This window comes from Sphaerisporangium sp. NBC_01403 (assembly GCF_045040145.1).
Lineage (GTDB): Bacteria > Actinomycetota > Actinomycetes > Streptosporangiales > Streptosporangiaceae > Sphaerisporangium > Sphaerisporangium viridialbum.
This window is the reverse complement of sequence record NZ_CP109534.1, coordinates 9,287,074-9,302,463: the sequence shown is the minus strand read 5'-3', so window position 1 is coordinate 9,302,463 and position 15,390 is coordinate 9,287,074. Positions and strand designations below refer to the sequence as shown.

Below are 15,390 nucleotides of genomic sequence, written 5' to 3'. Positions count from 1 at the left end.
ACGTCCCGGACGCGCAGCACGCCGCTGAATGCCGATGAACAGGCCCGTACGGGGGGTGGGGAATGCCGAAGATCCGCCCGCTCCCGGGGGGAGCGGGCGGATCTTTGAAGGTGCCGGCGGAGTCGGGCACCGTGCGGGTGACCGCCGTGTTCAGGGCCTGACGGCCCAGAGATCACACTCGGCGGCTCGAACGTCGGCGAAGGTCACCGTGCGGTGCACTCCGCCTAGGGTCAGACCCTTGTGCGGCCGCGGAGACCGGCCACCAGGCCGACACCGATGACGGCCAGAACCACCTGCATGACGAGCTCGATCCAGTCGATGCCGCTCGTGGTCGCGACACCGAGCACCTGGGCGATCGCGGTACCGATCAGAGCGGCGACGATGCCGACGACGACGGTGAGGATCCAGCCGATGGGCTGACGGCCCGGAAGAATGAGCCGTCCCAGAGCGCCGATGATGGCACCGATGACGATCGCGCCGAGGATGGTTTGAATGGACATATTGAGCCTCCCCTTGAGGGTCGCACCTTCACGCTGAAGAGGTGGCTACCCGCATTTGGGGCTCTAATCCTAGAAAGTAAAAAATGCCTGGTCAGCAGGGCAAAACTGAGGACGGCGTCCCGCACCGCGCCGGTTGACGGGGCGCCGCCCTCGGATTCGCGAGTAGTTCGACCCACCCGCCCTTCGGGATCCCGCTGTTATGACGTGCCGGACGGCCCGCCGGTTGGCGGCATTCCGGGGCTTGTCGCGGATTCTCAGAAGACGATCGCCGTGGCGATCGCGGCGACGCCCTCTCCGCGGCCTGTGAGCCCGAGCCCGTCGGTCGTGGTGGCGCTGACGCTGACCGGCGCGCCGACGGCCGCGCCCAGAACCTTCTCGGCCTCGGCCCGGCGCGGCGACAGCTTGGGACGGTTTCCGATGACCTGCACGGCGATGTTGCCGATCTCGAAGCCGGCCGCGCGCACGTGACGCGCGGCCTCCTCCAGCAGGGTTACGCCGGACGCTCCCGCCCAGCGCGGGTCGGAGGTTCCGAAGAGGCCGCCGAGGTCGCCCAGCCCCGCGGCCGAGAGGAGGGCGTCGCAGCACGCGTGGGCGGCGGCGTCGCCGTCGGAGTGGCCCGCGAGCCCCGTCTCGCCCGGCCAGTGGAGGCCGGCGAGGTGGAGGTCACGGCCGGATGCGAAAGGGTGGACGTCGACTCCGACGCCCACCCTTGGATGTTTGGTGTTCAGGAGTTGAGAACCTCGTCGAGAAGTGCCTCGGCCTTGTCCTCGTTGGTCTTCTCCGCGAGCGCGAGCTCACTGACCAGTATCTGCCTGGCCTTCGCGAGCATGCGCTTCTCGCCCGCGGACAAGCCCCGCTCCTTGTCGCGCCGCCAGAGGTCGCGCACCACTTCGGCCACCTTGTTGACGTCGCCGGACGCCAGCTTCTCGAGGTTGGCCTTGTAGCGGCGGGACCAGTTGGTGGGCTCTTCGGTGTGTGGCATGCGCAAGACATCGAAGACACGCTCTAGGCCTTCCTGGCCTACAACGTCACGCACGCCGACGAGCTCGGCGTTCTCCGCCGGCACCTGAACGGTAAGGTCGCCCTTGTCGACCTTCAGCACCAGATAGGTTCTGTCCTCGCCCTTTATCGTGCGGGTCGTGATGGCTTCGATCCGAGCAGCCCCGTGGTGGGGGTAGACGACAGTGTCGCCGACCTGGAAAGTCATGTGACAAGTACCCCTTCCGCTGTACTCCAGGATACCACGCGCCAGTCCCCTCCCGGAACAGTGAAATCAACATAACTGCAGGTCAAAGCCTCGATTTGGGACTTGACAACCGCCAGACCGTATGAAACTCAAGTCCTGACATGCCCGGTGACCTGCGATGCTGGCCGCGTCCGCGCTCGCACCCGCCCGGCTCTGAGAGGGGTGCGGCGCACGGATAAGGTTGCTTCTGGCCATGCCCATGTGTATCAAGGAGACCTCGAACTGTGACCAGCACCAGCCGTCGCAGGGTGATTGCCGTCACCGCGCTGCTCGCAGCCGCCCCGGCGCTCGCGGCGTGTGGCGCGGGAACCGATGCGAACACCAGCAATGCGTACGCCCCAACTGAGGCCCACGTGCTCATTGACAGCAACGGCACCGGCAAGACCTACGGCAGGAACGGCATCAAGATCCCTCAGGCCTTCCTCCTCGGCCCGGACTCCGGCGCCAAGATCGAGGCGGGCGGTTCCGTCCCGCTCTACCTGTCCATGATGAACTACGGCACCGTGCCCGACTCCCTTGAGGGGGTGGCGGTGGCCGACCAGAGCGCAGCCTCGGTCAAGACGGCGGGCGCGATCGCTCTGCCCCCCGGCAAGCTGGTCAACACCGGCAGGCCCACCTCCACGGTCATCCTGGAGGGCACCCAGAAGCCCCTCCTGGGCGGCGAGAGCATCGCCGTGACCCTGAAGTTCGCCAACGCCGGCGACATCAACATGACGATCCCCGTCATCACGCGCAGCCGCGAGTTCAGCAGCCTGTCGCCCGCCCCCAGCGCCGTCCCGTCCGCCACCCCGGCTCCGACGACGTCCGCGAGCGTCCCCGCTCCGAGCGCGGCTCCTACGGCGAGCGGCTGAGACTTCCCCAAAGGTTCCCAAAAGGGCCCTCAAAGGGCCAAGAGCCCATAGAAGGCCAAAGGCCCGGTTCATCTACGGACGTACATGAACCGGGCCTTCTCGCTGCCGCTCAGCCCCTCGGAGAGGCGATCCCCGGCAGGGCCGAGGTCACCCCTCGGCGGGGTCGAACTTGTAGCCGAGCCCGCGCACGGTGAGGATGCAGCGCGGGTTGGACGGATCGGCCTCGACCTTGGCCCTCAGACGCTTGACGTGCACGTCCAGGGTCTTGGTGTCGCCGACGTAGTCGGCCCCCCACACCCGGTCGATCAGCTGGCCGCGCGTGAGCACCCGGCCCGCGTTGCGGAGCAGCACTTCGAGCAGCTCGAACTCCTTGAGCGGGAGCTGCACCTGACGCCCCCGTACGGCGACGATGTGGCGGTCGACGTCCATGCGGACGGGGCCGGCGGCGAGGACCGCCTGCTCGATCTCCTCGGCGTCGCCCTGCCTGCGCAGCACCGCGCGGATGCGCGCGACCAGCTCACGCGAGGAGAACGGCTTGGTGACGTAGTCGTCGGCGCCGAGCTCCAGGCCGACCACCTTGTCGATCTCGCTGTCCTTGGCGGTCAGCATGATCACCGGGACCTTCGAGCGCTGCCGCAGCGAGCGGCAGACCTCCGTACCCGGGAGGCCGGGGAGCATCAGGTCGAGAAGCACCAGGTCGGCGCCGCTGCGGTCGAAGGTGTCGAGCGCCTCGGGGCCGGTGGCCGCGACCGCGACCTCGAACCCCTCTTTGCGAAGCATGTAGGACAGGGCGTCAGAGAACGACTCCTCGTCCTCGACGACGAGCACGCGGGTCACTGCGCGGCCTCCAGAGAGTTCGATGTGCTTGGTACGGCTATCGCCGTGCCGCCGAAGGCCGGCAGACGAAGGGTGAAGGTGGAGCCCGAGCCTTCCTTGCTCCAGACCGTCACCTCGCCGCCGTGCGCCACGGCGACGTGCTTGACGATGGCCAGGCCGAGACCCGTGCCGCCGGTGGCCCGCGATCGGGCGGCGTCGACGCGGAAGAAGCGTTCGAAGATGCGTTCCTGCGAGCTCTCGGGGATGCCGATGCCCTGGTCGCTGACGCTCACCTCGACCACCTCGCCGGCGGGCCTCGCGCTCACCACGACGCGGGTGCTCTCGGGGCTGTAGGCGACGGCGTTGTCGATGAGGTTGCGCAGCGCGGTCACGAGGAGCTCGTCGTCGCCCCACACGCGCAGGCCCTCGGTGCCCCCCGCGACCAGGGCGATGTCCTTGGCCGACGCCTTGGTGTTGCACCGGTCGATGGCCTCGTGGAGCACCTCGTCGACCGGCACGCAGCCGGGCGTGGGGATCGGCTCGCCGCCCTGGATGCGGGACAGCGTGATCAGATCTTGGACGAGGTAGGTCAGGCGGGCCGCCTCGTGCTGCATGCGCCCCGCGAAACGGGTGACGGCCACGGGGTCCTCCGCGGCGTCCTGGATCGTCTCGGCCAGCAGGCTCAGCGCCCCGACGGGGGTCTTGAGCTCGTGGCTGACGTTGGCGACGAAGTCACGGCGCACGGCCTCGACGCGGCGGCGCTCGGTCTGGTCCTCGGCGAGGACGAGCACCTGCCCGTGGGTGCCGAGAGGCGCGACCCGGACGGCGAACGTGGTGGTCTCCAGGCCGAACTTGTGGCCCGCCACCTCGAACTCGCTCTCACGGATCTCACCGTCCCTGCGGACCTGACGGGCGAGCGCGAGAAGCTCGGCGGCCATAAGGTGATCGCCCTTGACCAGGCCGAAGGCGCGGGCGGCCGAACTGGCCCGCAGCACCTTGTCGTCGCGGCCGAGGACGACGGCGGAGGAGGGCAGCACGGCCAGCACCGACGCCACCCCCTGAGGCAGGACGGCGTCGGAGTTCTCGACGATGTCGGTGCGGCGTTTGTCCCTCGGGCGCACCGCCACCATCGCGATCGCCCCGACGACAAACCCCGCCAGAGCGGCCAGGCTCGCCACGATCTCACTCACGCCTTCGATGGTAGGCGGCCTTCTTCGCTGGCCAGGACCTCACGAAGGCCCCTTTCCTGGAGAGTTCATCTCCTGGACGAAGTTCGTTCACGAACGCGCGCGTAGCGTGAGCCGCATGCGCGACGCCTTCCACGATGAACTCAACGCTCTCACCGACCGGCTGGTGGAGATGACCAGCCTGGTCCGCTCGGCCATCTCGAGGGCCACCACCGCACTGCTGGACGCCGACCTCCAGCTCGCCGAGAGTGTGATCTCCCAGGACGAGGAGGTCAACCGGCTCTACGCGGAGATCGAGGCCTCCATCTTCGAACTGCTGGCCACGCAGCAGCCCGTCGCCGTGGACCTGCGCATCGCCATCACCGCCCTGCGGATGGGCGGCGACCTGGAGCGCATGGGCGACCTGGCGGAACACGTCGCGAAGATCGCACGGATGCGTCACCCCGACTCCGCGATCCCGGCGGAGGTGCGCGACACGATCCTGGAGATGGGCCAGATCGCCGAGCGCCTGATCACCAAGACCGGCAGCTGCATCGCCACGCACGACGTCGAGCTGGCGAAGGAACTGGACGACGACGACGACGCGATGGACAGGCTGCACCGCAGGCTGTTCCGCGTGCTGCTGTCGAAGGACTGGGCGTACGGCATCGAGCCCGCGATCGACATCACCCTCACCGGCCGCTACTACGAGCGGTACGCCGACCACGCCGTCCGCGTCGCCCGTGACGTGGTCTACCTCGTCACCGGCAGCCGCGACAGCGACGCCTCCTCCTGACACCAAAGGCGCCCAGGCGCATGAGAGAGCCCCGGACCTTCGTGGTCCGGGGCTCTCTTGCCGTGTGTGGGGGTGTGGCTACTTGCCCTGGTTCGCGACGGCCTCGATGGCGGCCTTGGCGGCCTCGGGGTCGAGGTACTCGCCGCCGGCCTTGAGGGGCCTGAAATCGGCGTCCAGCTCGTACCGCAGGGGGATGCCGGTCGGGATGTTCAGCTTGGCGATCTCCTCGTCACCGATGCCGTCCAGGTGCTTGACCAGGGCGCGCAGGGAGTTGCCGTGGGCCACCACCAGCGTGGTGCGCCCGGCCGCGAGGTCGGGGACGATGCTGTCGTACCAGTAGGGCAGCATGCGGTGGACGACATCCTTCAGGCACTCGGTGCGGGGCATCAGCTCGGACGGCAGTGTGCCGTACCTGGCGTCTCCCACCTGCGAGAACTCATCGTCGTCCGCGAGGGGCGGGGGCGGGGTGTCGTACGAGCGGCGCCACAGGGCGAACTGCTCGTCGCCGAACTCCTCGCGGGTCTGCGCCTTGTTCTTGCCCTGGAGGGCGCCATAGTGGCGCTCGTTGAGCCTCCAGGACCGGGTGACCGGCAGCCACAGCAGATCGGCGGCGCCGAGCGCGAGGTTCGCGGTCTGGATCGCCCGGGTCAGCACCGAGGTGTGCACCACATCGGGCCGCACCCCCGCGTCGAGCAGCAGGGCGCCGCCGCGCCGGGCCTCGTCCTCACCAGTGGACGAGAGCGTGACGTCGACCCATCCGGTGAACAGGCCCTTCGCGTTCCACTCACTCTCGCCATGCCGCAATAGCACCAAAGTAGCCATGCGCCCAAGCTTAAGGGTGCGCCCGGCGCGGTCACTCGGCCTTCGGCCTGCTGCGTTCCACGATGCCCTCGAACGCGCGGAGGTTGGCCAGCGACTCTCCCCGCTTGACCCGCCAGTCCCACTCGCGGCGGATGGACGTGGAGAATCCCAGCTCCAGGGCCCGGTCGAACCACTCGTCCGCGTAGGTCAGCACGCAGCCGAGCAGGCGGTCGATCTCCTCGTCGGAGAGCGCGGCCAGCGGCAGGTGGCCGACGAGGTGGACGTCTCCGACGGAGTCCAGGGCGAAGTGGACGCCGTACATCGAGCCGTTCTTGGACAGCAGCCAGCGGTAGAACGCCACGTGGTTCTCGTCGGGCTGCCGGCAGAAGAACGCCTCGACGTGCAGCGCCTGGTCGGAGATGGTGAGCCAGGTCATGGTGGCCAGTTTGTGCTGGCCGGGCAGCTTGACCAGGAAGGAGCCCGGGCGCGGTCGCTCGTAGGTGATCTCCGCCGCCTTGAGCGCGGACTCGACAACTGCCTCGTGATCCATACCAGTGCACACTCCCGCATTCCTGTCCGGCTAAACCCCTGTGTATCAGGAACCCGGCACTACAGGTTGGCGGCCATCGGCACGCGGTGGAGCCGGGTCATGGCTCCGGCGTAGACCTCCATGAGGCGAGCGGCCGTGGCCGACCAGCCGAAGCCCGCGGCGTGGTCCCGCGCCCCGGCGGCCATCGAGTCCCGCCAGAGCGGGCGGTCGACGAACTCGCGGAGCGCCTTGGCCCATACGTGCGGCTCGTGCCCGTCGACGAGAAGCCCCGAGACGCCGTCCTTCACGGCCGTGCGCAGCCCGCCCACCGAGGCCGCCGCGACGGGGGTGCCGCACGCCTGCGACTCCAGTGCCACAAGGCCGAAGGACTCGTTGTAGGACGGGACGACCGTGACGTCGGCCGCGCGGTACCAGTCGGCGAGCTCGTTCTGGGGAGCGGGTGGCGCGAGCCGCAGGATCTCGGGGATGCCGAGGGCGGTCGCCAGGTCGGTGAGGTAGGAGGGACGGGCGAGCCCGTTGCCGCTGGGCCCTCCCACGCAGGCGACGACCAGCCTGGACCGCAGCGAGGGATCGTCGGCGACCATGCGCGCCGCCGCCCTGAGCAGGACGTCGGGGGCCTTGAGCGGCTGGATGCGGCCGACGAAGAGCATGATGTGGGCGTCCTGCGGCAGGTCGAGCCTGTGCCGGGCCCCGCCCTTGGAGGCCGGCTGGAACACCTGGAGGTTAACCCCCGGGTTCACCACCGCCACACGCTCGGAGGGGGCGTGGTAGAGGTCGATCAGCTCCCGCGCCTCGGCGGCGGTGTTGGCCACGAGCCGGTCGGACATTCCGACGACCTGCTCCTCGCCCAGCACGCGCGCCACCGGCTCCGGCTTGTCGCCGTCGGCGAGCAGGAGGTTCTTGACCTTGGCCATGGTGTGCATGGTGTGCACGAGCGGCACGCCCCAGCGTTCCTTGGCGAGCCAGCCGACCTGGCCGGACAGCCAGTAGTGCGAGTGGATCACGTCGTAGTGCCCGGCCTCGTACATCGCCTCGGTGCGCAGCACGCCGGACAGGAACGCGCAGAGCTGCCCCGGGAGGTCACCCTTGTCGAGTTCCTCGTACGGCCCGGCGGTGACGTGCCGCACGGTGACGCCCGGCTCGATCTCGACGGTCGGAGGGAGGTCGCGGGCCGTCTGCCTGGTGAAGATCTCCACTTCGACGCCGAGCCCGGCGAGGCGCTTGGCCACCTCGACGATGTAGACGTTCATGCCGCCCGCGTCGCCGGTACCCGGCTGGTCCAGCGGGGATGTGTGCATGCTGATAGTCGCCACCCGGTTGATCCGGCGTGCGACAGGCACTCGCGGCACCTGACACCACCTCCAGACGGGTTATAACTGTCGGATACTTCCTGAGATTCCCGGATAAGGGTTGCGTGGCCCGGCGCAACCCCTACCCAGCCACGCTGGGAGGATGACCACCGGGCGACCCACCGGCGTGACCAGGGGCGCCAGGGCACCGAGGCACCGAGGCACCAGAGGCGACCGTAAGGACGAGACATGAGCAAGACAGCTGTGGTGACGGGCGCGAGCAGCGGCATCGGCGAGGCCACGGCGCGACGGCTCGCGGCGGAGGGCTTCGACGTCGTGGCGGCGGCCAGGCGCCGTGACCGGCTCGACAACCTGGCGGCCGAGGTCCCCGCGATCCGGCCCGTCACGCTCGACGTGACCTCCGACGAGTCGGTGGCCGAGCTGGCCGCCTCGCTCGACCGGTGCGACGTGCTGGTCAACAACGCGGGCGGGGCCGTCGGCCTCGAGCCGGTCGCCGAGGGCCTGGTCGACGACTGGCAGCGCATGTACGAGGTCAACGTGCTCGGCTCGCTGCGGATGACGCGGGCGCTGCTGCCCAAGCTGATCGAGTCGGGGGACGGCGTCCTGCTCATGCTGACGTCGGTGGCCGGGCTGGTCTCCTACGAGGGCGGCGGGGGCTACTGCGCGGCCAAGCACGCCCAGACCTCCATGACCGAGACCCTGCGCCTTGAGCTGTGCGGGGAGCCGGTGCGCATCGTCGAGGTGGCTCCCGGCATGGTCTACACCGAGGAGTTCTCGCTCACCCGCTTCCGCGGCGACGCCGAGCGCGCCGAGAAGGTGTACGAGGGCGTCCCGAACCCGCTGACGGCCGACGACGTCGCCGACGCGATCGCCTGGTGCGTCACCCGCCCCGCGCACGTGAACGTCGACCGGCTCGTCATCCGCCCGCGCGCCCAGGCCGCGCAGCACAAGGTCCACCGGATCTCCTGACCATGAGGATCCGACGGTGAGGGCGGGTGGGGGCAGGCCGGTCGGCGAGATCACCCGGGGGACCACGGGGCACAACCGCCTGCGCCGCTCCGACCGGTGGACGGCCGCGGTGTACGGCCCGCTGCTGGTCTCCGCCGACAGGCCCCTGGTGGCCGACCTCGGGTACGGGGCCTCGCACGTCACGACCTCAGAGCTCTTCGTACGGCTGCGCAGGGTCCGGCCCGATGTGGAGGTGGTCGGCGTGGAGATCGACCCGATCCGCGTCGCGGCGGCGAAGCCGTACGAGCGGCCAGGCCTGTCCTTCGTGCGCGGCGGCTTCGAGCTGCCCGTGGGCAGGCGGCCGCTGATCGTCCGCGCGTTCAACGTGCTCAGGCAGTACGGCGAGGCGCAGGCGTGGGAGGCGTGGGACCTGCTGAGATCTCGCGTGGCGGACAACGGGGTGATCGTCGAGGGCACCTGCTCGGAGATCGGCCACCGGGCCGCGTGGGTGACCTTGGACGCGAGAGGGCCGCGCACCCTCACCCTCTCGGCCCGGCTCGCCGGATTCGAGCGTCCCTCGGACCTCGCCGAGCGGCTGCCGAAGGCGCTGATCCACCGCAACGTGCCGGGCGAGCGCGTCCACGACTTCCTGCGGGACTTCGACCACGCGTGGGCCCTGTCCGCGCCGTACGGCGCCTACGGCGTGCGGCCCCGCTGGATGGCCGCGGTGGAGCGGCTGGCCGGCGCCTGGCCGGTCGCCACCGCTCCCCCGCTCGGCGGCAGGCGCCGCTGGCGCCTCGGCGAGGTCACCCTCCCCTGGTCTTCCCTGGCCCCGGACGAGCGCCCGTCCTCCTGAGCTCCGGGGTGAGCCGCGGTTCAGGCGGACGGGCGCCCGCCTGAGGCTTCGGGCTCAGTCGCGGTTCAGGCGGGCCAGCGCGTCCTCGAAGGCCGCGTACGCGTCCGCGCCGAACAGCACGAAACGGGCCTCGGTCACCTTGGTGGACGCCTGGCTCACCGTGGTGAGGGCGATGCGGGCGGCGTCGTCCATCGGCCACCCGTAGATGCCCGCCGACACCGCGGGAAAGGCGACGACCTCGGCCCCGAGCGAGTCGGCGACCTTCAGGGACTCGGCGTAGCACGAGGCGAGCAGGTGGGAGCGGTCCTGCGACTTGGCGTACACGGGGCCGACGGTGTGGATCACCCACCGCGCCGGCAGCCGTCCCGCCGTGGTCGCGACGGCCTGCCCGGTGGGGAGACCCTTCTCATACTGGGACGCCCTCAGGGCCCGGCACTCCTCGAGGATCTCGGGGCCGCCGCGCCGGTGGATCGCGCCGTCCACCCCGCCGCCGCCCATCAGGGAGGAGTTCGCCGCGTTCACGAGCGCGTCCACCCGCTGCTCGGTGATGTCACCCTGCACCAGCGTTATGTCCATAGAGCTGTGACCTTTCACGATAGTTGGCCCCTTTGCATCGAGTTTGGCCCGTCATGTGCAACCCGAGGCAACGCTACGTTCCCTCACCGTCGCGGTGATTCGGCTGCTTGATCGACAGGGAGCTGGAAGGGTTGAAGGCATGCTTATACGCCCTCTGCCTGGGATGAGCCGCCGGCCGATCCGTGACGCGCTCCACGATGCCTACCAGGCCGCCCACAACCTGTACCTCAGCCACCAGCCGAGCGTCGATCTCTACAACGCCTACTTCGAGTGGGCGAACGACACCGTCCGTAAACTCCAAACCCTGATCAGTGGTGCGGACATTGATCGGCTCATCCTGACCCCCCGCCACTGGGCGCTGTACTCAGTTCCCGTCGCATCCGCCGCGCCCGTGCGCGACCTCGTCAAGCTCGAGCTCGAACGGCAGGCCACTGCGATGCAGGACGCCTATAAAGCGTTGGACTTCCTTGCCACACGCTGGGCCGACCTGGGCGTGTTCGTTGTCGTCGATACGAGCGTTTACTGTCATCACCCCCAGCGGCTAGACGAAGCCGACCTCGCCGCCGATCTGGGCATTGGCGAGGAGCCACTCCACATCGTCATTCCTATGGTCGTCATCGATGAGCTCGACCGTCTGAAAGACCGTGGCAACGGCGACGCGAAGGTCAACGCCCGCAAAACGCTCAAGGTCCTCGACCAGGTGCTGTCCGACCCCGGCGACATTGGCAGGATCCGCGAGGCAGGCCCGTCTGTGCTGGACCCAGGGATCAAGCGTGGCGTCATAACCGTGGAATTGCTCCCCGACCCGCCCAGCCACATCCGGCTTCCCCGATCTGACGATGAGATCGTGGACCAAGCGCTCGCCCTGGAGGGCTTGGCCGACCGTCGCGTAAGGGTTGTCACCTACGACACAGGCCAGTCCACCCGAGCGCGTCTCGCCGGCCTCGAAGCGGTCAAGCTGCTCGGCAAGTAACTCGCCAAGGAGTTAGAGCGGACCGTTCAGCTTGGGCACGGGCGAGGATATGACTGGGCCCGGCGCCGGCCAATCGGCGATTGTGGGAAACGCCAGGTCCGTTGAGACACCTACCGAAGCGTTTTTAACCGAACTTGGAGACTTGTAGATCGCGGCAAGATCTACTGGCGGATTGCGCTGAGGCGGACACTTCCGGCTGCGGGGGCGACCACCTGGTCACCCCTGCCTGTCGACACGACTGACGAGTAAGTCGGCATAGTGCCTGAGATGGTGGCGTAGAGCCACATGATGAGTCGGTAGTCGGGGTACGACGAGATGGCGGAGGTAGCCGAATACGCGCCTAGTGGGACCGCCGTTCTCCCGGATTCTACGAAGCTGTGGTGCAAGCCGGTAATCGCCTTGGGTGGCGTGAGTCCATATGAAGATGGTTGCAGCCATCTGTTTTACCGGTCCCCAGTCGGGCTCCACAGGTGACGTGTCCTGTCGGGCTTCGGCGACGATAGCCGTCCAGTCGCTATCGCTGAGGACCCAATCTCTCAGTACTCGCCGCCGTTCGGCGTAATCAACGCGGACAGGGGCATGGTCGATCTCGGTGGCGATCTCCTCGACGGCGGCCTGGAACCGTTGCAAGTTTGCGGGGTCTCGGGCCCAGGTACGCATTACCTGCAGAGCATTGCCAGCGACTGAGCGGGGAGTATCCAGCAGTTCTGCTGCTTGAATCCAGGTAATGCCAGCCGCCCGCTCGATCAGCTTAAAGGCAGCGGCTCTACGTAGATGAATCCCCCTCACTCCGATGAGGTCGGCCATGAAACGGTCTCGTTGCTCCTTCGGTAGCAGTTGCGGCACGTGCTGAACGCCGAAGGTGTGACCGGCTGCGACTCTCATCGCGGGCGGGGTTTTGGCGCCCCCCGCTCCGAATCCATGGAACTGGGGCATCAGTGCCCTCCCCATCCTGGCCGATAAGGAAACGCTGTCACGCAGTGCCCGGTATCGGCGAGGCTGCTGCCTAAACGCGCTTTGTGTCAGCGCGTTCATAATCTGGCTCAGGTCTGCATCCTCGACCTCGGTGATCTGGTCAGCGAGGTACATCAGTCCTGCCGTGACCGCGGTGTCTGATGGGAGTCCCCGTAGGGACATGGTGATGGTGCGGTGCAGTCGGCCGTTGTTGCGACGAGCATCTTCCAGTTCCTGGCGGGATCGCTCAACGTGATCATCGATGAGTTCGGCGAGAAGGCTGTCTTGGAGTAGATGCCTCGGCTCGGGCCAGGATTGTTGCAGTACTGACGTGATGAAGATCATGTCCTTTAGATAGTCGTACTTTTCCCGCTGGTGCTCGGAATTCTGGTTGAGATCGAGTGCGGTGCTGATCCGCTGTTGAACCTGTAGAAGTGGGTCAAGGGCTAATTGGGGTAGCGGGGACAGGCCAACATCAGGGGCAATTTCGACGAGGTCGAGGCGGGCTTCGCAGAGTGCTGCGAACCTTTTGCCTCCTGTTCCGTTGCCGGCGTGGAGCTGATGGCGGCACTTGGCGGGGTGTAGCAGATCTTGGCTCATCTGGGGGATCAGCTTCCCTCCTGTACGAGGGTTTCCCTGGAAGGCGGGGGCCCCACAGGACGGGCATAGATGCCGTAGCAGACACCGGTGAAGTGGGCAGGCGAAAACGATTGCGAACCGCCATTGCTGTCGCCACGCTCCGCCGTGTTGCTGCTGAATGGCGCTACCGTCGCCAGCGAGGCAGTGCGGACAATAACGGCTGTTCCTGATGAGAATCCAAGGGTTTTGGACGGTGATGTCCATCGCCTGCTGGTACGAGCCGTTCACGGAGTTGAATGGCGGATATCGGGTGGCGTAGCGAGCAAGACTAAGTCCGGTCACTTCAGGCTTGCTCAGCCGGGTTGTTGAAGCGAATATTTCTGCGGTGCGCACATCCAGGCTCATCATCCTGTGAGCAGGAATGTGTAAGGACGCCGTTCGTTTACTATTCGTGGCCAGGCCTGAGAGTTCAGCGATGCGGGCCGGTGAGCGTTCGAGCCTGTGGGCAAGTCTTAGAACGTAACCGGGAAGCGACTCGTCCGGCAGCGGGTCGAGAGTGCGAGGTAAAACACGTAATTGCATCTGAAGCCACCAGGATTGGGGAGCCGAGCTCATCGATATGCTGGATAAGCCGTTCGGCGTAGGCAGTGAGGGCGATTCTTAGATCGGCGTTTCTTGGTGCGCTACGACGCAGAGTCGTGTTGACGGCGCTACGTAGGCCACTGCCGCCGTGCTCGTACTTTTCGGCCATCACGAGCGGGGCGAATAGATGTTCGCCTTGCGTGATTTGCGTCCATACCAGAACCGAGGCGACCCGGCGTTTTCGGTCACCAAGCTCGGTCGGCCTGCCAAGCTTGATGGTGACGGTGAGTTCAGTCAGCAGCCTCTGCCAGTCCTCTGCCGGGATCGACCAGTCCCGGAGTATGCGGCGGCGCGCCTGGTAGTCGATCGCTCCGCTGCCCACGCTGGAGTCGAGTTCTTCAGCGATGGAGTCGATCGCGTCAGCAAAGGTGGCGAGGTTTTGTGTGCTCCAGCGGCGTACGTGCGCGAGGGTGGAGCGTGCTGTGGTGATCGGGATTTGGAAGGTCTCGGCAGCATCTATCCAGGTGCCTCCGCCAGCCAGTTCGATCAGTTTGAAGGAGGCCGCGCGGCGTAGCAGCTTGTGGCTGATCCCCTCCACCCCCGCCAGGTACCGGTCAGATAGGTGCTGTGGGAGGAACTGGGGGACGTGACGGGCCTCGAATCGGTGATGGCCTGAGGCTGCGGGACGGGCACGGGTCCGGGTCACAGCGTGGAATCCGCCACGCTGGGTGGTGAGCGCGGCCCGCAGACGAGGCGAACAGGCGGCGCGGCTCTGCATCAGGTATAGGGCGCGGGGTTCACGGGAACTGAGGCGGTCGAGCATCGGGGCGATGGCCTCGCGGAGACCGCGCGGGGCTTGGCCTATGAGTTGGTCGGCGGCAAGTAGGAAGCCAGCGCAAGTGATCGGGTCACTGGGCGGTTGCCGCAGTGGCTGGAACAGTTCGTTGCGGGTCTGGTTGAGACGCCGCTCGTGGACGGCCGTACGCGCCTTTTCGACGTGCTCGTTGACGTAGGTGTGAAGGCGCGCGGGAACCAGGCCGTCGCCTATGGTCGGCCAGGACATTTTGATAAGCGTGGTCAGCGTGATCAGGTCACCGAGCAGATCACGGGCATGGGCCGTAGGCACCGCCCCGCCGGGCAAGAGCGCGTCGAGCATTCGTTGTTGCTGGTCGAGGATCTGTACGAGGGTGACATCGTCGATCCCTCGGTCCGGCTCAAGCTGGGTGTCGAGCCGAGCGCCGCAAGCAGGGGGCTGAAGTGCCCACCGGCCTGCGGGTCGCACGGTGTTACGGCACTGAGCGGGGTGGAGACCGACATCGCCCATGCGGGGCAGTAGGGCGCGCAGGACCGTGCTATGGGCTGGTTGCTCGCACTGAGGGCAGACATGCAGCAGGATCCGGCGGTGAAGGGGGCAGGCGATCACGAGCGGAAACCGCCACGCCTGTTTCCACCCTCCACCGTGGGCGCGCTGGAGGGGCGTGCCGTCATCGGCAAGGCACTGCGGGCAGTAGCGGGTTGATGCTGTGGAGATCCACAGTGACTTGCGTGCCAGGTCGCCGGCCCTGCGGCGGAGGTCGGCGCTGGCGAAGTCCAGTGGGGGATATCGGTGGCGGTAGCGGTCTATGCACAGGTCAGCGACCTCCACTGAGGTGAGCCTGGCCGCCCTGGCGAACTTGGCGGCTGTGCCCGGGTCCAGGTGCAGCATGGCGCTGGCTGGTACGTGACCGTCACCACCCCTGGTCGGGGCGGTGAGCCCGGTCAACAGCGCGATCCTGCTGGGGGTTCGTTCCAGCCTGTGCGCCAGCCGCAGTAGGTAGCCGGGCAGGGATTCGTCCGGGAGCGGTTCCAGGCTGCGTGGCAGTATCGAGATCGCCATCGTCGTCTCC

At 67.6% G+C, this 15,390-nt stretch carries 16 protein-coding genes and 1 pseudogene; 5 read left to right on the top strand and 12 right to left on the bottom strand.

Annotated features, from left to right (window positions below; all coding sequences use genetic code 11):
• Window positions 1–230 precede the first annotated feature (230 nt).
• The 3 genes from OG589_RS42010 to OG589_RS42000 all read right to left on the bottom strand — a co-directional run bounded on the left by OG589_RS42010 (window position 231) and on the right by OG589_RS42000 (window position 1,707).
• Window positions 231–500, bottom strand: coding sequence for a GlsB/YeaQ/YmgE family stress response membrane protein (locus OG589_RS42010; RefSeq protein WP_405144398.1), 270 nt, complete (start codon window positions 498–500; stop codon window positions 231–233).
• A gap of 254 nt (window positions 501–754) precedes the next feature.
• The gene (gene ispF, locus OG589_RS42005) at window positions 755–1,207 is read right to left on the bottom strand and encodes a 2-C-methyl-D-erythritol 2,4-cyclodiphosphate synthase (protein WP_405144397.1); all 453 of its coding nucleotides are present in this window, start codon (window positions 1,205–1,207) and stop codon (window positions 755–757) included.
• Between the two features lie 17 nt (window positions 1,208–1,224).
• Entirely contained in the window at window positions 1,225–1,707 is a 483-nt protein-coding gene (locus tag OG589_RS42000; protein WP_114028347.1) for a CarD family transcriptional regulator, read from the bottom strand.
• A gap of 263 nt (window positions 1,708–1,970) precedes the next feature.
• Here OG589_RS42000 and OG589_RS41995 point away from each other — a divergent pair, with 263 nt between their 5' ends.
• On the top strand, window positions 1,971–2,597 hold the full coding sequence (locus OG589_RS41995) for a copper chaperone PCu(A)C (RefSeq protein ID WP_405144396.1): 627 nt from the start codon (window positions 1,971–1,973) through the stop codon (window positions 2,595–2,597).
• Between the two features lie 147 nt (window positions 2,598–2,744).
• Here OG589_RS41995 and OG589_RS41990 read toward each other — a convergent pair whose 3' ends face one another.
• On the bottom strand, window positions 2,745–3,434 hold the full coding sequence (locus OG589_RS41990; RefSeq protein WP_405144395.1) for a response regulator: 690 nt from the start codon (window positions 3,432–3,434) through the stop codon (window positions 2,745–2,747).
• Window positions 3,431–4,543, bottom strand: a complete 1,113-nt coding sequence (locus OG589_RS41985) for a sensor histidine kinase (protein ID WP_405152227.1) — start codon at window positions 4,541–4,543, stop codon at window positions 3,431–3,433. The genes OG589_RS41990 and OG589_RS41985 overlap by 4 nt, the downstream gene beginning before the upstream one ends.
• Window positions 4,544–4,718: 175 nt before the next feature.
• Between OG589_RS41985 and phoU the strand changes: the two genes are divergently transcribed.
• Window positions 4,719–5,375, top strand: coding sequence for a phosphate signaling complex protein PhoU (gene phoU, locus OG589_RS41980; RefSeq protein WP_405144394.1), 657 nt, complete (start codon window positions 4,719–4,721; stop codon window positions 5,373–5,375).
• Window positions 5,376–5,453: 78 nt separating this feature from the next.
• Here phoU and OG589_RS41975 read toward each other — a convergent pair whose 3' ends face one another.
• The 3 genes from OG589_RS41975 to mshA are packed head-to-tail and all read right to left on the bottom strand — an operon-like array spanning window position 5,454 to window position 8,066.
• Window positions 5,454–6,197: a phosphoglyceromutase gene (locus tag OG589_RS41975; RefSeq protein WP_405144393.1), complete on the bottom strand. Its 744-nt coding sequence runs from the start codon at window positions 6,195–6,197 to the stop codon at window positions 5,454–5,456.
• 31 nt (window positions 6,198–6,228) lie between these two features.
• The gene (locus tag OG589_RS41970) at window positions 6,229–6,726 is read right to left on the bottom strand and encodes a YbjN domain-containing protein (protein ID WP_405144392.1); all 498 of its coding nucleotides are present in this window, start codon (window positions 6,724–6,726) and stop codon (window positions 6,229–6,231) included.
• Between the two features lie 59 nt (window positions 6,727–6,785).
• Window positions 6,786–8,066, bottom strand: coding sequence for a D-inositol-3-phosphate glycosyltransferase (gene mshA, locus OG589_RS41965; RefSeq protein ID WP_405144390.1), 1,281 nt, complete (start codon window positions 8,064–8,066; stop codon window positions 6,786–6,788).
• A 198-nt stretch (window positions 8,067–8,264) separates the two neighbouring features.
• Between mshA and OG589_RS41960 the strand changes: the two genes are divergently transcribed.
• Window positions 8,265–9,005, top strand: a complete 741-nt coding sequence (locus OG589_RS41960) for an SDR family NAD(P)-dependent oxidoreductase (RefSeq protein WP_405144389.1) — start codon at window positions 8,265–8,267, stop codon at window positions 9,003–9,005.
• Between the two features lie 16 nt (window positions 9,006–9,021).
• Window positions 9,022–9,840, top strand: coding sequence for a class I SAM-dependent methyltransferase (locus tag OG589_RS41955; RefSeq protein WP_405144388.1), 819 nt, complete (start codon window positions 9,022–9,024; stop codon window positions 9,838–9,840).
• A gap of 54 nt (window positions 9,841–9,894) precedes the next feature.
• Here OG589_RS41955 and OG589_RS41950 read toward each other — a convergent pair whose 3' ends face one another.
• Window positions 9,895–10,416, bottom strand: coding sequence for an O-acetyl-ADP-ribose deacetylase (locus OG589_RS41950; RefSeq protein WP_405144387.1), 522 nt, complete (start codon window positions 10,414–10,416; stop codon window positions 9,895–9,897).
• A gap of 163 nt (window positions 10,417–10,579) precedes the next feature.
• Between OG589_RS41950 and OG589_RS41945 the strand changes: the two genes are divergently transcribed.
• A complete protein-coding gene (locus tag OG589_RS41945) occupies window positions 10,580–11,389 on the top strand; it encodes a PIN domain-containing protein (protein WP_405144386.1) in 810 nt (269 codons plus the stop codon).
• Window positions 11,390–11,605: 216 nt separating this feature from the next.
• Here the strand turns inward: OG589_RS41945 and OG589_RS41940 are convergent, their stop codons facing one another.
• From OG589_RS41940 to OG589_RS41930, 3 genes and pseudogenes are all read right to left on the bottom strand, one after another.
• Window positions 11,606–12,943 carry a hypothetical protein gene (locus OG589_RS41940; protein ID WP_405152261.1) on the bottom strand — a complete coding sequence of 446 codons (1,338 nt, stop codon included), beginning with the start codon at window positions 12,941–12,943 and terminating at the stop codon, window positions 11,606–11,608.
• A 135-nt stretch (window positions 12,944–13,078) separates the two neighbouring features.
• Window positions 13,079–13,504 (bottom strand): annotated as a pseudogene (locus tag OG589_RS41935) (TniQ family protein); the annotation flags it as partial.
• Window positions 13,392–15,380 (bottom strand): TniQ family protein, encoded by a 1,989-nt coding sequence (locus OG589_RS41930; RefSeq protein ID WP_405144385.1) that lies wholly within the window; start codon window positions 15,378–15,380, stop codon window positions 13,392–13,394. The gene OG589_RS41930 and the pseudogene OG589_RS41935, both read right to left, overlap by 113 nt.
• Window positions 15,381–15,390: the final 10 nt, after the last annotated feature.